This window comes from Bacillus sp. FJAT-27245 (assembly GCF_001273955.1).
GTDB lineage: Bacteria > Bacillota > Bacilli > Bacillales > Cytobacillaceae > Bacillus_D.
Window position 1 is genome coordinate 2,886,042 of record NZ_LIGI01000001.1, and the last position, 20,088, is coordinate 2,906,129.

At 48.0% G+C, this 20,088-nt stretch carries 19 protein-coding genes; 3 read left to right on the forward strand and 16 right to left on the reverse strand.

What is annotated here, in order from left to right:
- Window positions 1-41: 41 nt before the first annotated feature.
- The 6 genes from dtd to ADU24_RS14190 form a co-directional block, all read right to left on the reverse strand.
- Window positions 42-485, reverse strand: coding sequence for a D-aminoacyl-tRNA deacylase (gene dtd, locus ADU24_RS14165; RefSeq protein ID WP_053367248.1), 444 nt, complete (start codon window positions 483-485; stop codon window positions 42-44).
- Window positions 486-496: 11 nt separating this feature from the next.
- Entirely contained in the window at window positions 497-2,695 is a 2,199-nt protein-coding gene (locus tag ADU24_RS14170; protein WP_053367249.1) for a RelA/SpoT family protein, read from the reverse strand.
- A 316-nt stretch (window positions 2,696-3,011) separates the two neighbouring features.
- Entirely contained in the window at window positions 3,012-3,524 is a 513-nt protein-coding gene (locus ADU24_RS14175; RefSeq protein ID WP_053367250.1) for an adenine phosphoribosyltransferase, read from the reverse strand.
- Window positions 3,515-5,881 (reverse strand): single-stranded-DNA-specific exonuclease RecJ, encoded by a 2,367-nt coding sequence (gene recJ / locus ADU24_RS14180; RefSeq protein ID WP_053367251.1) that lies wholly within the window; start codon window positions 5,879-5,881, stop codon window positions 3,515-3,517. Before recJ ends, ADU24_RS14175 begins: the two co-directional genes overlap by 10 nt.
- A gap of 924 nt (window positions 5,882-6,805) precedes the next feature.
- A complete protein-coding gene (gene secDF, locus ADU24_RS14185) occupies window positions 6,806-9,070 on the reverse strand; it encodes a protein translocase subunit SecDF (RefSeq protein WP_053367252.1) in 2,265 nt (754 codons plus the stop codon).
- Between the two features lie 186 nt (window positions 9,071-9,256).
- Window positions 9,257-9,592, reverse strand: coding sequence for a post-transcriptional regulator (locus tag ADU24_RS14190; RefSeq protein WP_231689619.1), 336 nt, complete (start codon window positions 9,590-9,592; stop codon window positions 9,257-9,259).
- 78 nt (window positions 9,593-9,670) lie between these two features.
- Here ADU24_RS14190 and spoVB point away from each other — a divergent pair, with 78 nt between their 5' ends.
- Window positions 9,671-11,230, forward strand: coding sequence for a stage V sporulation protein B (spoVB, locus tag ADU24_RS14195; RefSeq protein ID WP_053367253.1), 1,560 nt, complete (start codon window positions 9,671-9,673; stop codon window positions 11,228-11,230).
- Window positions 11,231-11,307: 77 nt separating this feature from the next.
- Here the strand turns inward: spoVB and ADU24_RS14200 are convergent, their stop codons facing one another.
- Window positions 11,308-11,970 carry a DUF421 domain-containing protein gene (locus ADU24_RS14200; protein ID WP_053367254.1) on the reverse strand — a complete coding sequence of 221 codons (663 nt, stop codon included), beginning with the start codon at window positions 11,968-11,970 and terminating at the stop codon, window positions 11,308-11,310.
- A 164-nt stretch (window positions 11,971-12,134) separates the two neighbouring features.
- Between ADU24_RS14200 and ADU24_RS14205 the strand changes: the two genes are divergently transcribed.
- A complete protein-coding gene (locus ADU24_RS14205; protein WP_331457051.1) occupies window positions 12,135-12,530 on the forward strand; it encodes a TIGR04086 family membrane protein in 396 nt (131 codons plus the stop codon).
- Window positions 12,531-12,659: 129 nt separating this feature from the next.
- Here the strand turns inward: ADU24_RS14205 and yajC are convergent, their stop codons facing one another.
- The 6 genes from yajC to ruvA form a co-directional block, all read right to left on the reverse strand.
- A complete protein-coding gene (gene yajC / locus ADU24_RS14210; protein ID WP_053367255.1) occupies window positions 12,660-12,944 on the reverse strand; it encodes a preprotein translocase subunit YajC in 285 nt (94 codons plus the stop codon).
- A gap of 29 nt (window positions 12,945-12,973) precedes the next feature.
- Complete coding sequence (tgt, locus tag ADU24_RS14215; RefSeq protein ID WP_053367256.1) at window positions 12,974-14,113, reverse strand: tRNA guanosine(34) transglycosylase Tgt; 1,140 nt, start codon at window positions 14,111-14,113, stop codon at window positions 12,974-12,976.
- Window positions 14,114-14,209: 96 nt separating this feature from the next.
- Window positions 14,210-15,238: a tRNA preQ1(34) S-adenosylmethionine ribosyltransferase-isomerase QueA gene (queA, locus tag ADU24_RS14220; RefSeq protein WP_053367257.1), complete on the reverse strand. Its 1,029-nt coding sequence runs from the start codon at window positions 15,236-15,238 to the stop codon at window positions 14,210-14,212.
- 42 nt (window positions 15,239-15,280) lie between these two features.
- On the reverse strand, window positions 15,281-15,487 hold the full coding sequence (locus tag ADU24_RS14225) for a DUF2905 domain-containing protein (RefSeq protein WP_053367258.1): 207 nt from the start codon (window positions 15,485-15,487) through the stop codon (window positions 15,281-15,283).
- Complete coding sequence (ruvB, locus tag ADU24_RS14230; RefSeq protein WP_053367259.1) at window positions 15,484-16,485, reverse strand: Holliday junction branch migration DNA helicase RuvB; 1,002 nt, start codon at window positions 16,483-16,485, stop codon at window positions 15,484-15,486. Before ruvB ends, ADU24_RS14225 begins: the two co-directional genes overlap by 4 nt.
- Window positions 16,486-16,495: 10 nt before the next feature.
- Window positions 16,496-17,107, reverse strand: coding sequence for a Holliday junction branch migration protein RuvA (gene ruvA / locus ADU24_RS14235; RefSeq protein ID WP_053367260.1), 612 nt, complete (start codon window positions 17,105-17,107; stop codon window positions 16,496-16,498).
- A gap of 133 nt (window positions 17,108-17,240) precedes the next feature.
- Between ruvA and ADU24_RS14240 the strand changes: the two genes are divergently transcribed.
- Window positions 17,241-17,762, forward strand: coding sequence for a hypothetical protein (locus ADU24_RS14240; RefSeq protein WP_053367261.1), 522 nt, complete (start codon window positions 17,241-17,243; stop codon window positions 17,760-17,762).
- A gap of 93 nt (window positions 17,763-17,855) precedes the next feature.
- On the opposite strand, the gene ADU24_RS14245 is transcribed toward ADU24_RS14240, so the two are convergent.
- The 3 genes from ADU24_RS14245 to ADU24_RS14255 all read right to left on the reverse strand — a co-directional run.
- The gene (locus ADU24_RS14245; protein ID WP_053367262.1) at window positions 17,856-18,398 is read right to left on the reverse strand and encodes a BofC C-terminal domain-containing protein; all 543 of its coding nucleotides are present in this window, start codon (window positions 18,396-18,398) and stop codon (window positions 17,856-17,858) included.
- Between the two features lie 288 nt (window positions 18,399-18,686).
- Window positions 18,687-19,679: a phosphotransferase gene (locus ADU24_RS14250; protein ID WP_197277511.1), complete on the reverse strand. Its 993-nt coding sequence runs from the start codon at window positions 19,677-19,679 to the stop codon at window positions 18,687-18,689.
- Window positions 19,663-20,088: hypothetical protein (locus ADU24_RS14255; protein WP_197277512.1), on the reverse strand; the 426-nt coding region annotated here is incomplete at its 5' end. The genes ADU24_RS14250 and ADU24_RS14255, both read right to left, overlap by 17 nt.

Genomic DNA, 20,088 nt, shown 5'->3' on the forward strand with positions numbered 1-20,088 from the left:
AAAAAACACCCGCCAATCAACACATGGCGGGTGTTCCTTATTTAAGCCTGGCTGTCAAGGATGAGGGKGACAGGGCCATCATTGATGAGGCTAACATCCATCATTGCTCCAAACCGGCCAGTCTCTACTTTAATCCCTTTTTCGCGAAGATAGGAATTGAACGTCTCATAAAGTGAGTTGGCGAGCTCAGGCTTCGCGGCCGCCATATAATTTGGGCGGCGCCCTTTCCGGCAATCCCCGTAGAGCGTGAACTGTGAGACGGACAGAATATCCCCGCCCACGTTCAGAAGGGACAGGTTCATCTTTCCGCTTTCATCCTCGTAAATTCTCAGGTTGGCGATCTTTTCGGCTAAGTACGCCGCATCATTTTCTGTATCGTCATGCGTCACGCCGAGGAGGACGACAAGCCCGTTGGCAATTTCACCGACAGTCTCGCCATCAACCTTGACGCTTGCTTCCCTGCTTCGTTGGACAACTGCTCTCATTGTAAAACTCCTTAGTTCATAATCCTCCGCACCGAGTAGATGTCGGGGATTTGTTTAATCCTGTCGACAACTTTCTGCAAATGGGCGACATTGTGAATCGAAATCGACATATTGATCGTCGCCATTTTATTCCGGTCGGATCTTCCCGACACGGCGGTTATGTTTGTCTTCGTTTCATTTACGGCCTGGAGCACCTCATTCAGGAGGCCGCGCCGGTCATAGCCGTTAATTTCAATTTCAACATTATATTCTTTCCGGTCGTTGAACGAAGACTCCCATTCTACCGGAATGAGCCTTGATTGGTCTTCAGCCATATCGATATTCGTACAATCGGCCCTATGGACGGAAACTCCGCGGCCTTTCGTAATAAAGCCGATGATTTCATCACCCGGTACCGGATTGCAGCATTTCGACAGCCTGATCAGCAAGTTGTCAATGCCGGCGACCCTGACTCCGGAATCACGTTTTTTGACAACCTGCGGCGGTGTTTTCAGTTCGGTCAAGGCGGAGGCAATTGTCGCTTCCTGCTCTTGATCGCGCTTTTTCCGCCATTTTTCCGTAAGCCGGTTTGCCACCTGGAGCGCGGTCACCCCGTTATAGCCGACGGCGGCGAACATATCCTCTTCATTCATGAAGTTGAATTTTTCGGCAACCTTTTTAATATTTTCGGCTGTAAGGATTTCCTTAAGATCAAAATTCATCGCCCGGATTTCTTTTTCCACCAGCTCGCGGCCTTTGTCGATATTTTCATCGCGCCGCTGCTTTTTGAAGAATTGGCGAATTTTGTTTTTCGCCTGGGAAGTTTGGGCAAGCTTTAGCCAGTCCTGGCTCGGGCCATAAGAGTGCTTGGAAGTTAGAATTTCGATAATATCGCCGGTCTTCAGCTTGTAATCAAGCGTAACCATTTTTCCGTTCACTTTCGCGCCAATCGTTTTGTTTCCGATTTCGGAGTGGATCCGGTAGGCAAAGTCAATCGGCACCGATCCAGCTGGAAGTTCAATGACATCCCCTTTTGGGGTGAAAATAAACACCATATCCGAGAACAGGTCGATTTTAAGCGACTCCATAAATTCCTCTGCGTTGGCGGTGTCATTTTGGAACTCGAGGATGTTGCGGAACCATGTCAGCTTTTGGTCAAAGGAAGCACTTTCATTGATGTCCTTCCCTTCCTTATACGCCCAGTGGGCCGCAATCCCGAACTCTGCGATCCGGTGCATCTCTGTCGTCCTGATCTGGACTTCAAGCGGGTCGCCTTTTGGGCCGATAACCGTTGTGTGGAGCGACTGGTACATATTCGGCTTCGGCATCGCAATATAGTCCTTGAACCGGCCAGGCATCGGCTTCCAGCACGTATGGATAATCCCGAGGACTGCATAGCAGTCCTTTATGCTGTTGACGACAATCCGGACAGCAAGTAAATCATAAATTTCGCTGAATTGCTTGTTCTGGAGCGCCATCTTGCGGTAAATGCTGTAGATGTGCTTCGGACGCCCCGAAATCTCCGCCTTGATGGAAACTTCGCGTACCCGCTCCTTCACTTCCTCGATGACATCATCAAGATATTGCTCCCGCTCGGCGCGCTTTTTCTTCATCAAGTTGACAATCCGGTAATATTGCTGCGGATTCAGGTACCTGAGCGCCGTATCCTCAAGCTCCCACTTGATCTTCGAAATCCCGAGCCTGTGGGCGAGCGGAGCGAATATTTCCAATGTCTCATTGGCAATCCGCTGCTGCTTTTCAAAAGGAAGATGTTTCAGCGTCCGCATATTGTGGAGGCGGTCCGCCAGTTTTATTAAAATGACCCGGATATCCTGGGCCATTGCAACAAACATTTTCCGGTGGTTCTCCGCCTGCTGTTCCTCATGCGATTTATATTTAATTTTTCCCAGCTTCGTCACGCCATCAACAAGCATAGCAACTTCATCGTTGAATTCCGTTTCAATGTCCTTTAGCGATACAACTGTATCCTCTACGACATCATGAAGGAAACCTGCAGCGACCGTAGCGGGATCCATCTCCAGGTCGGCAAGGATGCCAGCAACCTGAATGGGGTGGATAATGTACGGCTCACCCGATTTCCTTACTTGGTCACGATGGGCCCAGGCAGCATACTCGTAAGCTTTCCTTACAAGCGCGACATGCTCCTCGTTTAAATAGGCCTTCGTCTTGTCGATGACTTGTTCGGCGGTTAGCACCTGATCGTTCGCCATGAAATCACCTTTGTTTCGTATTGGAAAAAGATTTTATTTTTTTCGAAAATACCCCGCACAGCAGGGCTCCTCTGCAACTGTTCTATGAATAAATTAGAATGATTGTTACTATTATCGAGAAAAAACACAGAGATGTAAAGGGATTGGTCGGGATTTTTCCTGGAAAGAAGGAATTTGCCTGTTAACCCGTTCCATTTCAAGGGGTAAAAGCTGGCATTCGCCGCCATCCTGGTTCAACATTGCCAAATAGAGATGGATTTATTTGCCACATGAATGCAATAAAATCAAGAGAGCACCCGCTTGAGTGCTCCCCTTCCTAAAATTTCATCAATGTCAATAAATCGTATCCTTCAAGGTTTTTGCGGCCTTCCAGATAGGTCAGTTCAATCAGGAACGCGATMCCCGCAACAACGCCGCCAAGTTCTTCCACCAGCTTGATCGTTGCTTCAATCGTACCGCCGGTGGCGAGCAGGTCGTCCGTAATCAGAACGCGCTGGCCCGGTTTGATGGCATCCTTGTGGATTGTCAATACGTCCTTCCCATACTCAAGGCCGTAGCTCACTTTGATTGTCTCACGTGGAAGCTTGCCTTCTTTCCTCACAGGCGCGAAACCGACCCCAAGCGAATAGGCTACCGGGCATCCAATGATGAAACCGCGTGCTTCCGGTCCGACAACAAGGTCGATCTTCTTTTCGCGCGCATATTCAACAATCTGGTCTGTCGCATATTTATAAGCTTCCCCATTATCCATCAGGGTTGTAATGTCTTTAAAATTAATTCCGGGCTTTGGCCAATCCGGTACGATGGTAATAAATTGTTTTAAATCCATTCCTTTAGTGCCTCCTCATTTTCAACAGGCTCCTTGAGGATTTCGGAGAACCAGCTCCTAAGCTGCTCATAGGATGAGTAGAGCAGATCCCTTTCAAGAGCGAAATGTGCATGCTTCTTTTGATACGCAACCGACTCGGTCAGGTCGCGCTTTGAAGATGGTTTCAAAACGGAAATCAATCCATTTTTTATTGTAACAAACTCGAGCTCAAAAAACACCTCGGACATAAAATCAATCGTCTCTTTTGTCCAGCCTCTTTTTCGCGCAAGCTGGCTGCCGTAACGGCCGATATCAAACGGCGAATTTTTCAGCAGGAAGGCGTAGTACCATTTAAAATGGTCCCTGTTCGGCATCGTGCTGAAGAAATCGCTTGTTTCCTGGTAAAATACCGCGTAAATTCTTGCGGGTATTTTTCCATTTAGCAGTTCTGCGACCATCTCTTTTGAAGGCGGTAGGTCAACAAGGACGATGCTTTCGCCGTCTATCCCGGCTGCTCTGGCATCTTCAACTGTCCGGATATGGAGAATGTCGTTTCCACCCTGCTGCTTTTCCACCTCGACCATATTCGGCTCATGAAAAACAATGAACGTTTTCTTTCCATCCGGAAGCTTCCCGTTCAAAGCGGAAATGGTCCTCGCACCCCTGTAATCAAACAGCTGCCAGTTCCTGATGGCAATATCCTGTAGCATAAGCTGGGGCTTTCGGATATTGTTCCATTCATTTATGGACAGCTCCCCCGCAACAGAAATTTTTGAAGAAGGAGAAATGTGGTCCGCCAATGGCCCGAGCCCAAACCCGATGCCATCAAGCGAAGCCTCCCCATTCGACAATGTCATTTTTAAATGGCTGCTGTCGCTGCCAATCCTCCGAAGCGTGGATATCGATACGTCCTCAACCGAAATTTTCGGTTTAGGGTTGTCCATACCGAATGGAGCGAGCAAAAGTACCTCCTCAAGGACGGGAAGGCTCACTTCCGAAATTGAAATTTCCGCATCCAGCTGCAGGACAGGGACAAAATCTTCGTCACTCATCTGCCCCGCCGCAAGCTCGTTCAGGCGGAAACGCAAATCATTGACATCCTCGAGCTTCAATGTCATTCCGGCTGCCATTGGGTGGCCGCCAAAATGCGGGAGGATGTCCCTGCATTCCGACAGGTTCTTGAAGAGGTCAAACCCGGGAATACTCCTCGCAGAACCCTTCGCAAGCCCTTTTTCCATATCAAAACTAAAGACAATAACGGGTCTATAAAACTTCTCGACAAGCCTAGAGGCCACAATTCCGATAACCCCGGCATTCCATCCTTCCTTGCCGACAAGAAGAACTTTATTCGAATCAGGCGGAAAGTCACGTTCGACCTGGAGGATTGCTTCTTCCGTTATTTCCTGGACAATTGCCTGCCGTTCGCGGTTAAGACTGTCCATTTCCCGCGCCAGATCTTCGGCTTCCCCTTTGTCTTCCGTCAAAAGCAGTTTAACGGCCATGCTCGCATGCTCAAGCCGTCCGACTGCATTGATTCTTGGGGCTAGCGTAAAGCCGATTGTTTCTTCGTTGATTGCCGATGCATCAACCCCGGCGGATTTTAAAATTGCCCTGATCCCGATATTTCCGGTAACTTTCAGCCTGTCAATCCCCGATTTGGCAATCAGCCTGTTCTCACCCTTCAGGGAAACGAGATCGGCAATCGTGCCGATCGCTGCGATTTCCAGGAGATGGTCCGGCAACTGGCCATATAGCGCGTGGGCGAGCTTGAAAGCAACGCCGACACCGGCAAGCTCCTTGAAAGGGTAGTTGCTGTCCGGCAGTTTCGGATGGATGATGGCAAGCGCATCCGGAAGGACCGGCCCTGGTTCGTGATGGTCCGTAATAATTAAATCGACGCCAAGTTCCCGGGCAACATCCGCTTCATGGACTCCGGAAATACCAGTATCCACTGTGATAATTAGCTTAACTCCGTTTTCTGCCGCTTTTCTGAAGGCCGCCTCATTCGGCCCATATCCTTCAGCAAACCTGTCAGGTATGTAATAGCCGACGTTTGCGCCCAATTCTTTTAACGTAATCATTAAGACCGTTGTGCTGCTAACACCATCGGCATCATAATCGCCATATATTAAAACCGGCTCCTGGCTGTCAATCGCCCTCTTAATACGTGAGACCGCCACATCCATTCCCTTCAAAAGGAAAGGATCATGAAATTTTTCGCCGCCAAATAAAAAAGGCCGCGCAGCTTCAACAGTATCCAGCCCCCGGTTAACAAGCATTGAGGAAACAAGGTGAGAAATATTCAATTCCGCAGCCAATTTATTTGCAATACTTTCGTTGGATTCGCGGACAATCCATCTCGTTTTTGAATTCAGCAAAACGTTCACCCCTCAACTTTTCCATTATACAGGACAGGAAAAATCTATACAACAAGAAAAGAAGCGGTGATTGGATAGGCATCCTTCACCATCCGGTCCGGGCAAGCCGCAGAACGTCTCAACTTTATTCAAGAAGTTTCAAAGAAAATCGGAATTCAGTCCCCATTTTATCACTCACCCTGCCACTCATTATATAGGCATTAGGGTAAGTAAATGGACATGGCCAACCGGGTTCATACTGGGAGCTATCGATTTTTTCGAACGGGACTATATATATTCTTCTGTAGTAATCTTTGAAGTAATCTATGGTAACAGCAGGCCAACTTGAACCCATACAATGGCTTTTTCGGGTAGCATGGGCAGTTCGTTTTGTACAATGGTGACATCGAAATTGAATTCCTTCTAATGCTCATACTCGCTCTGTTTTAAGTACCACTTCACCCACTAATTGACAATTGTATGTCTACAAACCAAACTTTCTGTGACAGTTAAGCCGGATTTTGTAGTTTGGTTATCACTTAAATAGCCTTCTGTGGCCATCCACACAGCGAATGAGCGCCTGGTTGTGTCCAGCTGTTCGGGCTCTAAGTTGTCCTTTAGAGCCCGAATGCCTGGTTGTATCCAGCTGTTCGGGCTCTAAGTTGTCCATTAGTAACCGAAGGATGTGCTATCCACTGTCGTTCGTACACTATATCTTTTCAAGCCTGAAGGAGTGCAAGAGGTTCCATTTCTGCGCCCAGCTAGCATTCTTATTTTTTGTTCCTTTAGTGTATCTATAGTAAGCAGTACTTTTCCTTTGAATGGGGCTTTACTTCGTGCTTTTTTTGCACAATTGGCGGATGTTGCGGTTTCAGCCCCTAGTTAAAACCACTTTTATAGTGATAGCCAAAATTAAAAGCCGCAGGTCTCCCTGCGGCTCAAACATTATACTTGCGGCTGATCGGAATATTTTTTCTTTTCCTTGTACGTGATCAAGACGCCTTTTTTCTTTAGTTCTTTCTTTTTAAATTCAACCCATATTTGAGCTGCGATGAAGATTGACGAATACGTTCCGACAATCAAACCGATAAGCAAGGCGAGGGAGAAGCTCCGGATTGATTCGCTTCCGAAAATCAAAAGAGAAACAACGGTCATCGCAACCGTTAGAACGGTGTTTACAGAACGTCCAAGCGTCTGCCTGATGCTCATATTGACGACGTCGTAAATTTCCTGGTTTGTTTTCAGGCGGCGCCGCTTCTGCATGTTCTCACGCATCCGGTCAAAGGTAACAATCGTATCATTGATTGCATACCCGACAACTGTAAGTATCGCCGCAATGAACGTTATGTCCACTTCCCAGCGGATAACGCTAAATAACGGGATGATAAAGAATGCCGCGAACAAGAGGGCGATGATCGCCGAAACACCCATCGGCAGCTCGAAACGGAATGCAACGAAAATGATTAGGCCCAGCGACGCAAACAGGAGGGCTTTAATAGCATTTTTCGCAAGCTCCTTGCCGACTGTCGGAGAAACGCTGTTTACAGTCGGGTCTTCGCCAAAAGCTTTATGCATTTCCGTTTTTAGTTTCATGACTTCATTTTTGGAAAAGTCCTTTTGGAAGCGTGCCACACCGATATTCTTTTTATCGCCGGAAATAACAATATCATCGGTTTCAAATCCGGCTTTTTTCAACTCGGATGCTACTTTTTCGACAGTAAGCGGTTTGGTCGATAGAATATCAACCCTCGTTCCGCTCGTAAAATCAATGCCAAGGTTAAGCCTTAACACGAGCAGGATGATTATCCCGACAACCGTGATGGCACCTGTCGCCATGAAAAAGATCCTCCGGTTTTTAACGAAGTCGAAACGGTCGAACTTCGTTGGCAATTCAAGCGTATCGACATTTTGGTCAAGCCTGAAGATTTCGCTCTTTTTCACGCCGAACCAGCCTGGCTTGTTATTCAGGAAGCCGCTGTTGACCCAAAGGCCGAGCAGCCATCTTGATAAATAAACGTTTGTGAAAAAGCTCCCCAGAATACCAATGATCAAGCTCGTCGCGAATCCTTTAACCGAGCTTGTCCCATAAAAGAACAGAACCGCGGCGGCAAGGAGGGTTGTCAGGTTGGCATCTGTAATTGCGGAGAGGGAGTTTTCGTTCCCCGCTTTGAAAGCGGCCTTAATTGATTTGCCGACCTTGATTTCTTCCTTGATTCGTTCATAGGTGATGATGTTCGCGTCAACCGCCATACCGACGCCCAGGATGAGGGCCGCGATACCCGGAAGCGTTAGGACGACGTTCAGCCAATCGAATATGAGAAGGGTGAGATAGCTATAGATAGTAAGAGTAATTGTTGCGATCAATCCTGGGAATCTGTAATAGCCTACCATGAACAGGAAGATGGCCAATACGCCAAGAACGCCAGCGAATACCGTTTTATCCATTGCCTGGGCACCAAATTGCGCGCCAACTGAAGTCGAGAAAATTTCTTTAAGCTTCACCGGCAGCGCGCCCGCGTTCAACAGGCTGGCGAGTGTTGTTGCTTCTTCAGGAGTGAACTGGCCCACGATTGAAACGGTATTTTGGTTAAAAATGTTCGAAACCGTAGGGGCCGAAATGAATTTCGGATCCTGCTTCTTAACTTCTTCCCGGAAGGAATCTTTTCCTTCTTCAAAATCAAGCCAGATGACGAGAACGTTGTTTGGCGCCTTGTTAACGATTTCTTCCGTTACTTTCCGGAATTTGTCCGCGCTTTTTAGTTTCAGTGAAACGCTYGGCTTGCCGTTTTCATCAAATGTCTGCTTGGCGCCGCCTTCTGCAAGGTCGGTACCATCCATCATAATTTTGTCATCGGCATCGCGGAATGTCAGGTTTGCTTGTGTCGATAATATTTCACGTGCCTTTGCCTGATCGGAAACCCCCGCAAGCTGGACCCTGATCCGGTCTTTGCCTTCAATCTGGATGTTCGGCTCGCTTACGCCAAGCGCGTTGACACGCCTATCCAGGGCTTCCACCGTATCAGTAAGAGCCTTTTTGTCAATCTTCTGCCCTTTGATGGCAGGCTTGACCTCGTAAAGGATTTCAAATCCACCCTGCAAATCGAGACCGAGTTTAATATCTTTCAAGATGTTTAGTGATGTGGCGCCTATCAGACTCCCAACGAGGGCGATGATAAGGATAAAGGCCACAATCCTGTTGCGCTTAACCATTCAGTAGTTCCTCCTTCAATTCCCTGCACAGTAACATTTGCTACATTTAACCAATATTCTCATTATGAATTATCGGCAATAACCTGTCAATTTGCTAAAATTGGCAATTTATTCAAATGCCATCTTAGGTATCCGGCCCAAAAACGCATGAGGGCTCCGCAATGATAGCGGAGCCGCTGTCACAGGCTATTTCAGCAACTCTTTCCACTCTTCTTCATTATCAAGGGAAAAGGGCGATTCTTTATACGTTTCAATCGTTGCAAAACTTATGAAGTCACTCATTTTTACCGTAAGAATATCCTGGACAAGTTGATGGAAAAGCTTTTCCTCCTTGTCCTTTTTCCACTTCTTCTTGACGAGATACCTCCAAAACTCCTCATCGCTGATTGAATTGTTCCCGAGCAGCCGGAATTCATCCAGCTTGCTCTCGAGGACAGGAGCGAGTGTTGCCCGATACCGATCGTAGATATGCCCGTTTTCCATTTGGCCCTCCTGCAGCTGTTTGTCTTCTTTTTCATCCATCGGCGTGTCTTCTTGTCCATCTCGTTGCATATAGTTAATTGTATATGAAATCCACTATTTTGAGAAGGTGGGAAACGAATGTCTAAGTTTTTAAAAGGGACAGCCATCCTGCTTTTGGCAGGCTTTATAACGAGGGTGCTTGGCTTCATCAACAGGATCGCGATCGCCCGTTTTATCGGCGAGGAAGGAGTCGGGCTGTATATGATGGCCTATCCATCCCTTGTCCTGGTCATCACAATCACCCAGTTCGGCCTTCCAGTTGCGATTTCGAAAAATATCGCTGAAGCCGAGGCGCGGGGTGAATATGGGAAAATAAAAAAAATTCTCGTTGTCTCCCTTGCCACAACCCTTACGCTGTCCGTGATTTTCACTCCCGCCCTTATCCTGCTCGCTCCCTGGCTTTCCGAGACGCTGTTTACGGACAACCGCACGTTCTACCCGCTCATCGCGATTGCTCCGGTCGTACCGGTCATTGCCGTTTCATCCGTTTTGCGCGGCTATTTCCAGGGACGCCAAAACATGAAGCCAGCCGCCTACTCGCAAATTCTTGAGCAATTTTTCAGGATAGCGCTCATCGCCGTCATGACTAAGGCATTCCTTCCGTATGGGATTGAATATGCGGCGGCCGGAGCCATGCTTTCGGCAGTCATCGGCGAGGTTGTTTCGCTCATTTATTTAATGACAGCTTTTAAGCTGAAGAAAAAATTCCGCCTTCGAAAAGATTTCTTTAAATTCGTCCGGGACGGGAAGCAGCCATTCAAGGAATTGATGACTGTTGCCGTCCCCACTACAGGAAGCAGGCTGATCGGCTCAATATCCTGGTTTTTTGAGCCAATAGTCGTCTCGCTCAGTTTGGGGCTTGCCGGAATAGCCGCGGCAGAAGCAACGAAACAGTATGGCGCACTCACCGGTTTTGCGATGCCATTGCTCCTATTGCCATCGTTTATTACATACTCGCTTGCGACCTCGCTTGTACCAGCCATCAGCGAGGCCAATTCAAAAAGTGATGGCAAATTGATTGAATACCGCCTCCAGCAGTCCCTCCGGTTCGCATTTTTAACAGGGGGCATTTCGGTGGCTGTACTGTATGTTTTGGCAGAGCCGCTTATGATGCTGATGTACGGATCTAAAAATGGCGCCCAGTTCATTAGGCTGATGGCACCATTCTTTTTATTTTATTATTATCAGGGGCCGCTTCAGGCTGCCCTGCAGGCATTGAATCTAGCGAAAGCCGCCATGATCAACAGCCTGATTGGAGCGGTTGTCAAAACAGCCGTCATCTTCGTCCTCGCTTCCCAGCCATCCTTTGGGATAAACGGCGCGGCGCTTGGGATCATTACGAGCTTTGTGCTCGTCACCCTGCTCCATTTCGCGACGGTGTTAAAGAGGATTTCCTTTTCTTTTTATGTGATGGACTATCTTAAGGCATTTTTCGCGATTGGCATTTCGGGATATGCCGGCTATTTCATATATGTGAATTTTGCAGCGGATACGCCGCTTTTGTCCCGGGTACTCCTCTCGGCAGCCTCCATGGGGGTCCTTTACATGGTCATGGTTGTTACCCTGAAGCTGATTCGTCCGGCAGAACTAAAGCGGATTCCATTCATCGGCCCATTCCTTGCAAGGTTATCATTCTAACCGAACCTTTCGTTATACGGGAAGGGCCAATTTTTTTTAAAAAAAGCTGGCATCCAGATGTTTCCCTGGGCCAGCTTTTAGCTATTATCTTGCTTGTCTATATAAAATTCACCCTGGTCGTAGCTGCAGAACGAAATCTTCCTGATTTCCGGAGCGCCCTGTTTTTTTAATTCCTGCCGCAGCCAAAAGCTCGTCTTGTTGATTCTTCGCAGGTTTTCTTCCTGGATGACCCCGTCGATGATAAGCGGCATCGTGATATCCCCCTGCGAAGATTTCTTTTTTTTCTGGTCCTCTTTTTTAAAAACGGAAAGTTTCCCGGACGGCTCTAGAATTGCGAATTCGACGTCGGATATATTCCTGATATTTTTTTCCCTTAACTGGACTAGCAGGTCGTCGAAATTATAGCGCTGTTTCTTCATTGCCTTTTCATCAATGGTCCCTTTGTTGATGATAATTGAAGGCCTTCCATCAAGCAAATCCCTGAATTTTTTACTTTTTAGAGAAAAAAATGAAAAGAGAATCTGGAGGAAGACAATGGCGATTATCGGGATAAGCGTATGGATGAGATGGTCATTTGTGTTCTCTATGGCCATTGAGGCGATTTCGGCCAACATAATCGTAACGACCAAATCAAAGACACTAAGCTCCCCTACTTCCCTTTTGCCCATCAGGCGAAATGTAACAATGATAAGGAGATATAAAAGGACAGTCCGAAACAGAATCTCCCAATGATGAGCCATATTGACGCCTCCTGGTTTTCGATACTCTTATTCTTTTCACTTCGGCTAAAAAAAGTACGGTACTTTTTCCCAATCCAGCCAAATTACGATTCTAATTTTTCACCTTCTGAATATGCTTGTACTAGGCAAAGACTTGGCCCTTGCTGCTGGGGCGAAAGGAGAGGGTGAAAATCGAGAATAGGGGCATCGGAAGAGGAATCGTCTATGGGCTGATCTTCATTTTCGCGTTTGCGGTGGTCAGTTCGCTTATTTTTTCGTTAATCTTAAGGTTCACATCGGTCCGTGAGCTGTCGGTCGAGCATATCATTACGGCTATGTCGTTTATAGGCCTGTTTGGCGGGGGGTTCCTCGCGGGCGGAAAAGCCGGTGAAAGAGGCTGGCTGCTTGGAGGCATGACCGGGCTGCTCTATTCGCTTATTGTGTTTTTGTTTCAATATTTGGGATATGACAAGCTTTTTGACGGCCAACAAATCGTTTACCATATTTGTTATATCCTTATTTCCATGATGGGCGGAATTCTCGGGGTAAATATCGCTTCGCCAAAAAGGACAGCTTCCTGATTTCAGGATATTTAAGGGTAGGGCGGCGCTTTTTTTCAAAAAAACGAGACGCGCTAACTCCGCCACATGCTTCGAAAAGTGCAAAAAGGCATTCCCTTGAGTAAGGTGAATGCCTTTTTGCTTTTCTAATTAACTGTTCGATGTTTCAGCGGCGACAACATCGCGGATTGCCGCACGATCATATGTAAGCCTGCTTCCATCTCCACAGCGGATAACAACCTTGTCCTCATCAAGTGAGTCGACAAAACCATGAAGGCCGCCAATCGTTACGACGCGGTCCCCCTTTTTCAGTTCGCTCTGCATTTGCTGAACTGCTTTCTGGCGCTTCTGCTGCGGACGGATCAATAGAAAGTAAAATAGGACAAACATTAGGATTAATGGTCCTACTGTGCCTAGAAGATTACCTCCACCCATTTACATTACCTCCTTTCGATGACATCTATTTAGAAATTTTTCGCATCCGGTTTATTAAAGCCGTAACGCTCAAAATATTCTTCTCTGAAGTCCCCCAGACGGTCTTCCCTGATTGCCTGTCTGACTTGCTCCATCAATTCTAACAGAAAATGCAGGTTATGATAAGATGTAAGTCGAATTCCGAACGTTTCGTCACATTTGATCAAATGGCGGATATACGCCCTGCTGTAGTTTCGGCATGTGTAGCAGCTGCAATTTTCATCAATCGGCCCAAAATCACGGGCGTATTTTGCATTTTTGACAACGAGCCGTCCATTGCTTGTCATGAGCGTTCCATTCCTGGCGATCCGTGTCGGAAGGACGCAGTCGAACATATCCACTCCCCGGATTGCCCCGTCTATGAGGGAATCAGGCGAGCCAACCCCCATTAAGTACCTTGGCTTGTTCGCAGGAAGCAGCGGGGTTGTAAATTCAAGGACACGGTTCATGATATCTTTCGGTTCACCGACGGACAGGCCGCCGATTGCATAACCAGGGAAATCCATGCTAACCAGGTCCCTGGCGCTTTGCTTGCGGAGGTCTTCAAATTCCCCGCCCTGGACGATGCCGAACAGCCCCTGGTCTTCCGGCCGCTTATGCGCATTCAGGCAGCGCTCCGCCCATCTTGATGTCCGCTCAACCGACTTTTTCATATAGTCATGGGTTGCAGGGAATGGCGGGCATTCGTCAAAGGCCATCATAATGTCCGATCCAAGTGCGTTTTGGATTTCCATCGCTCCCTCCGGTGAAAGGAACAGCTTATCCCCATTTAAATGGTTCCTGAAATGGACTCCCTCTTCCTCAATCTTACGGAATTCGCTCAAAGAGAACACCTGGAAGCCGCCGGAATCGGTCAGGATTGCCCTATCCCAGTTCATGAATTTATGAAGGCCTCCCGCTTCACGGACAATCTCATGCCCCGGGCGGAGCCAAAGATGGTACGTATTGCTTAGGATAATCTTTGCCCCCATTTCCTTCAATTCCTCAGGGGACATTGTTTTCACTGTAGCCAGCGTGCCCACTGGCATAAAAATCGGTGTTTCGAAGCTGCCGTGCGGTGTATGGACCATTCCAAGCCTCGCGCCGGTCTGCTTGCATGTTTTAATTAACTCATATGTAATTGCAGCCAAAGCAAATTTCTCCTTCCAAAGGGTAATGCCACGCCATTCACGCCAAACCTGGTTTATGATGGGGTGAAAATCTGGCAAGACCCTGAGCCAAAATGTTTAAATAATCAGCATGGCGTCGCCAAAGCTGAAGAACCGGTACCGTTCCCTGACCGCCGTCTCATAGGCATGAAGAATGTTCTCCCTGCCGGCAAGCGCGCTGACAAGCATGATCAGCGTAGATTTAGGCAAATGGAAATTGGTGATCATTCCGTCAATCGCCTTGAACTCGTAGCCCGGATAAATGAAAATACTCGTCCAGCCGCTTGAGGCCGCAAATTGGCCGTCGTGGGCGGACGCAACCGTTTCGAGAGTCCTGGTTGAGGTAGTTCCAACCGTAATAATCCTGCCGCCGTTTTCCCTCGTTTCATTCAATTGCTTCGCAGTGCCTTCCGGTACGATATAGAACTCGGAATGCATATCGTGTTCCAAAACATCATCCACACTGACCGGCCTGAATGTCCCAAGCCCTACATGAAGGGTTATAAACGCAATATTGACCCCCATCTCCCTGATTTCGTGAAGGAGTTCCTCCGTGAAATGGAGCCCGGCGGTCGGTGCGGCCGCTGATCCCCGCTCCTTTGCGAAAACGGTCTGGTACCGGTCCCGATCGTCAAGCTGTTCTTTAATATACGGAGGAAGCGGCATTTCACCTAGCTGTTCAAGCAGCTCATAAAAGATTCCATCGTACTTGAATTCAAGAACCCGGCCGCCATGCTCGGCCTCGCCGGTGCAAACCGCGGTCAGCAAGCCGTCCCCGAAGTCGATTTCCGTGCCGACTTTAATCCTTTTCGCCGGCTTGGCGAGCGTCTCCCATGCATCGCCATCAAGCTGCTTCAGCAGGAGGATCTCAATTTTGGCACCTGTATCCTTTTTCGCCCCGTACAACCTTGCCGGAAGTACTTTCGTATCATTCAGGACAAGGCAGTCTCCCTTACGCAAATAGTGTTTAATATTTTTAAAAATTTCATGGTTGATATTGCCTGTCTTTTTATCAAGCACCATCAGCCTGCTATCGGACCTGCTTTCCAGAGGTGTTTGTGCAATAAGCTCCTCGGGCAGGTGAAAATCAAATTCATCCACTTTCATCTTGTTACACCCTTACATCTTAAAATAACGGCCAGGCCTATTTTACCTGAACCTGCCGGCAATATAAAAAATGAGCGACAATACAATGCTGAGTACAATGGACGTGACAATCGGGAAATAAAACGTAGTGTTCCCTTTTTTAATCAAAATATCACCCGGCAGCCTGCCCAGCTTCAAAATCGGCATCAATAAGCCGATTACAAAAATAATCGCGCCGATTGCCATCAGCATTTTCGATAATCCGGTCATTTTTTCGGCACCTCCATGTGGAAATGGCGATAAACAAGGTCCGTGACAACCCGGCCCCTTGGCGTCCGCTGAAGGAACCCGATCTGCAGCAGGTAAGGCTCGTACACGTCTTCAATCGTGTCCGACTCCTCGCCAATCGTCGCCGCAATCGTATCCAGCCCGACCGGCCCGCCCCGAAACTTTTCAATAATTCCGGTCAAAAGCTTATGGTCAATATGGTCAAGGCCGAGCCTGTCCACCTGGAGCAGCTCGAGAGCCTCAACCGCCATAGGAAGGTCAATGTCCCCGTTCCCCTTCACCTGGGCAAAGTCACGCACACGGCGGAGCAGCCTGTTGGTAATCCTCGGGGTGCCGCGGGACCTTCTTGCGATTTCGGATGCCGCCGGCGGGGAAATGGCCGTATCCAAAATTTCAGCGGTCCGTTCCACAATTTCTTTCAATTGTTCTTCACTATAATACTCGAGCCGCGCCAAAACACCAAATCGGTCACGGAGCGGAGCCGAAATCGATCCGGCCTTCGTCGTTGCCCCGACAAGCGTGAATGGTGGCAAATCGAGGCGGATCGACCTTGCTTCCGGCCCTTTGCCGATGATAATATCGAGGCAGAAATCCTCCATTGCCGGATAAAGAACTTCCTCGATGGACCTTGGCAGCCTGTGTATCTCATCAATGAACAGGACATCGCCAGGTTCTAGCGCTGTCAGGATTGCGGCAAGGTCACCCGGCCGCTCAATCGCGGGGCCTGAGGTTGTCCTTAGGTTTACCCCCATTTCATTGGCAATAATCGCAGCAAGGGTCGTCTTACCAAGTCCAGGAGGGCCGTACAGGAGGACGTGGTCAAGCGTTTCCCCCCGCATCCGCGCCGCGCGGATAAACACTTCAAGATTGGCCTTGACCTTATCCTGCCCAATATACTGGCTGAGCGTTTGGGGCCTAAGGCTTGTTTCAAAAACGGCTTCCTGGTTGTCGGCTTCGTTTGAAACAATTCGTTCATCCATCATGATCACCTTACTTCAAAAGCCTTTGCAGAGCTTTTTTAATGTATTGGTCCGTTGTAAGATTTTCCTTCTTCAATTCAGGCGATATTTTGTTTATTTCCCGTTCGCTATAGCCAAGCGCCTTAAGCGCGAGCACCGCTTCCTCGAACTCCCATGTACCGCTGCCTGGAACAGCTTCCCCTGCCTCGGGATTGAAAAGATCCGGAAACAGGTTCGGCGTGATATGCTGAAGCTTTCCTTTTAGATCAAGGATCATTTGCCTCGCTGTCTTTTTCCCGACTCCGGGAAATTTGACAAGAAATGCTTCATCCTCGTTCTCGATTGCCTGGACAACCTGAACAGGCTCCCCAAATGCCAGGATGGCAAGCGCGCCTTTGGGCCCGATTCCCGAAACGCTCAACAGCTTTGTAAAAAGCGTCTTTTCCTCCCTTGATGCAAAGCCGAATAACCCCATTACATCCTGGCGCACATAATGGTAAACAAAAACAGTCACGCTTTTACCTGTTTTCCCGGCATAGGCAAACGGGTTCGGCGTGGCAATCTGCCAGCCAATCCCGGAATTTTCTATGACTATGTATTCAGGACCGACGAAGTCCACTTTCCCGCTGATGAAATCAAACAATGTTCTCTCTCCTCTTCCTTGCTGTACTCCATTCTACCATACTATTTTTAAGAAACTGAACAAAATGGTTGATTCACTTCCATTTATTCCTTATAATGAGAAAGGTCTTAATTTTCAGATTGGGGGTTTTAAAATGAAGAAATTGTTGGCATTGCTGGCCGTTTTCACTCTTGCTTTCGCGGTTGTCGGCTGTTCCGAAAAGGAAAGTTCGAAAGGCACAGAGGATACAAACAAAGAAGAAAACAAAGCAGAGCTTACTGACCAGGTAAAAGCAAAAATGTACAATGCTGTCCGCATGGCTGAAGGTAAAGTTGACACTGTTTACGCGCATGACACATACGGTGATGACGATACGCCAGTCCTTAACGCTACCTTTGCAGACGAAGCAGCTGCCGAGACTTTCCTAACAAAGTATTATAGTGAAGATGTAGCAAAACAAATCTCCGAGCATTACGCCACAGGGGAAAAGACAGATAAAGGCAATATTATTGTAAAAGCCGACCCATTCTTCGCAAATCCGATTTCCGGAAATACGAAGGATGATGTAACAATTGAAGGCGATGCAAACAAAGGCACAGTCAAAACAAAAGAAGGCGTTACATACACCGTTGAACTGAAAGACGGCCAATATGTCGTAACTGGCGTCGAACAGTAATTTTTCAAAACAGAAGGACCGGGCTGAACATTCAGCCTGGTCCTTTATTTTTTCAGAAGTGGATTCTTTTCATGGAAAACCGTCCACTTATTATTATTCATACCCGGTTTCACACGTCGAATAAGGCTTGAAGCTTTCAAGCACTTCCACATATCTGTCCTTTGTCTTGATCGGGATGCCTTTTCGCAATTCAGCCTGCTTCCTGCTCTCGAGCTTCTCAACGTTGATTTGAAAAAAGGACTGGATAATCTGCGAATATGGCGGCCTGCCGTTAAAGATGGCGAGGACCCCTTCCCCGCTCAGGCCGAAATAGCCGTTCGACTTCAGCAAAGGGGAAATATCCTCAACATGGCTCCGTAACACAACGGAATCCCTGCCGACATCGACTACGGACCACCCTTTATACTTTGTCCAGAACTCCTCCCAGGAGGCAGCCGTTTCAATGATTTGCTCCTGGCTTACTTCCTTGTCAACATACACTTTTTCAAGAGTAACCTTTAAGCGAAGAGGTTCGTGCTGATCGCCTGCATTCGCAATTGGCTTTTCTGCCGCAAATGTTTTACTTTCCGGGCAAATGAGCCCTCCACACAGAATGATGAAGAATACAGCCGCCGTTAATGCTGGTTTACGCTTCATTTCGCCCACCTCTTCCTGGTCTTTAAACCTTAGTGTGCTAATTTCAGTTATAGCATTTCCCGTTTCCGGCTGTTTATCCTTTCACAAAATGAAATCATCAATCTGTGATTCTGCTGTCAGGAGAGCAATTTAATCGAACAGCGATCCACCATTCAAAAGCTGCGAGAAAAGTGTGATGGCACACGGCAAAAGCCCCATTCGGAGTTGTCCACTTTTTTCGCAAATTTCCTCTTGAATTATCCGCAATTTTAACAGGGCAAAGCCAAATGCCTCGCCCCGTAAATGGCCTTACGTGGATTTCACCATAGCGCGGAGTTTTTTTATAAAATTCCGCCTGGCTGAAAACCTATGCATCGTCATTTCCTTTACATGGCTGATTTTCACGGAATCAGGAAAACGCCCCCCTTTCATAATCCTGTTCCATTCCCGTAAAATATCAGTCGGGTAAACGAGGGCATGCTGGAAAGCTTCCTCCTTCAAAAATCCTTTCATTCCTTCGTAGGTTGCAAGTGTTTCATACGACCAATCAATGAAAGGGAGGATCCGGTTTGCATATTGGAGGTAATCAAGGAGTGGAGGGCCAACGGAAATTAAGTCAAAATCGATAAGATTGACCTTGCCATTCCGTGCCCTTAGAAAATTATGGTGGGCGACATCCCCGTGGAGGATTGCTTGTGGCCCTTCGGAAAATAAACCTTCCCCCTTCTTCATCCCGTTAAGCCCCCACTCCGCCCATTCGAGTATTTCAGCGCATATTTCGGCACCGATAACACCAGATATGAAGGACGCGTTCGCTGTGAACCGGGCCAGGCGCTCCTCCCATTTCCCAATTTGTTTTGCAAAAGGGATTGATAAGAAGTACGACGCAGCTATTTTTTCGGTAGCCCTATGGAATTTCCCCAAAACGTTCAAACCTTCGGAACGGTCTTCCCCTGATTGAAAAGAAAAGGGCCTCGGATGTGGGGGAATGTAATCAATAAACCCAAAATAAAGGCCGTTTGCATAAAAAGGGTCTTGCCTGCCAGGGCGAAAATACGTATACGTATCCCGGAAGCCGTGCCTCTTCAATATCTGTGTGAAGTTTTCAAGCAGGATAAGACGGTTGTATGAAGAGTAGCCTTTTACAATAAATTCCCCCGCTGAAGTGTGTACATAAAAAACAGTGGGCCGAAGCTGCATGATTTCCCTTACAGTTCCTGGGAAGGTTTTTAAATAAGAGAGGAGACGACTGGTTAGTTCATCGTCTCCCTGCGGTCCTCTACCTCTAATCCTTGCTTTCATCGGCGAATCCGAATTGGTTCGGCCCAGATGGACCGATTCCATATTGGTTCATGAACGGCCGCTGGGAAAATGGCAGCGGCGGAGCGAATATCCGCGGAATGGACGGATCGAGTTCCCTTTCAGGCACCTCACGCTCATTTCGGTCCCTTTGCTGCGTTTGGCCTGTTTCCGTTCCCGGCTGTCCAGGCATTTGCGTTCCCACCTGTTGTTCGCCATATGGCATCTGGCCCCCTAGCGTCGGGAGCTGCTGTCCGCCGAAAGGCCCCATCGTTTGCCCGTATTCACCCATCATCGGCATTTGTTGGCCTGAATAAGGCTGGCCAAACATTTGCTGGCCGCCCATCGGGAACTGCTCGCCGGACATTGGCTGGGTGCCGCCTACAGGGAATTGCTGGCCGTATGGCATCTG

Excerpts from the sequence above, each read along its gene's own strand:
- ADU24_RS14170 (WP_053367249.1), bottom strand. The coding sequence starts at position 2,695 with ATGGCGAACGATCAGGTGCTAACCGCCGAACAAGTCATCGACAAGACG.
- ADU24_RS14190 (WP_231689619.1), bottom strand. The coding sequence starts at position 9,592 with ATGGATGAAAAAGAAGACAAACAGCTGCAGGAGGGCCAAATGGAAAAC.
- spoVB (WP_053367253.1), top strand. The coding sequence starts at position 9,671 with ATGTCTAAGTTTTTAAAAGGGACAGCCATCCTGCTTTTGGCAGGCTTT.
- ADU24_RS14200 (WP_053367254.1), bottom strand. The coding sequence starts at position 11,970 with ATGGCTCATCATTGGGAGATTCTGTTTCGGACTGTCCTTTTATATCTC.
- yajC (WP_053367255.1), bottom strand. The coding sequence starts at position 12,944 with ATGGGTGGAGGTAATCTTCTAGGCACAGTAGGACCATTAATCCTAATG.
- queA (WP_053367257.1), bottom strand. The coding sequence starts at position 15,238 with ATGAAAGTGGATGAATTTGATTTTCACCTGCCCGAGGAGCTTATTGCA.
- ADU24_RS14225 (WP_053367258.1), bottom strand. The coding sequence starts at position 15,487 with ATGACCGGATTATCGAAAATGCTGATGGCAATCGGCGCGATTATTTTT.
- ruvB (WP_053367259.1), bottom strand. The coding sequence starts at position 16,485 with ATGGATGAACGAATTGTTTCAAACGAAGCCGACAACCAGGAAGCCGTT.
- ADU24_RS14240 (WP_053367261.1), top strand. The coding sequence starts at position 17,241 with ATGAAGAAATTGTTGGCATTGCTGGCCGTTTTCACTCTTGCTTTCGCG.
- ADU24_RS14245 (WP_053367262.1), bottom strand. The coding sequence starts at position 18,398 with ATGAAGCGTAAACCAGCATTAACGGCGGCTGTATTCTTCATCATTCTG.
- ADU24_RS14250 (WP_197277511.1), bottom strand. The coding sequence starts at position 19,679 with ATGAAAGCAAGGATTAGAGGTAGAGGACCGCAGGGAGACGATGAACTA.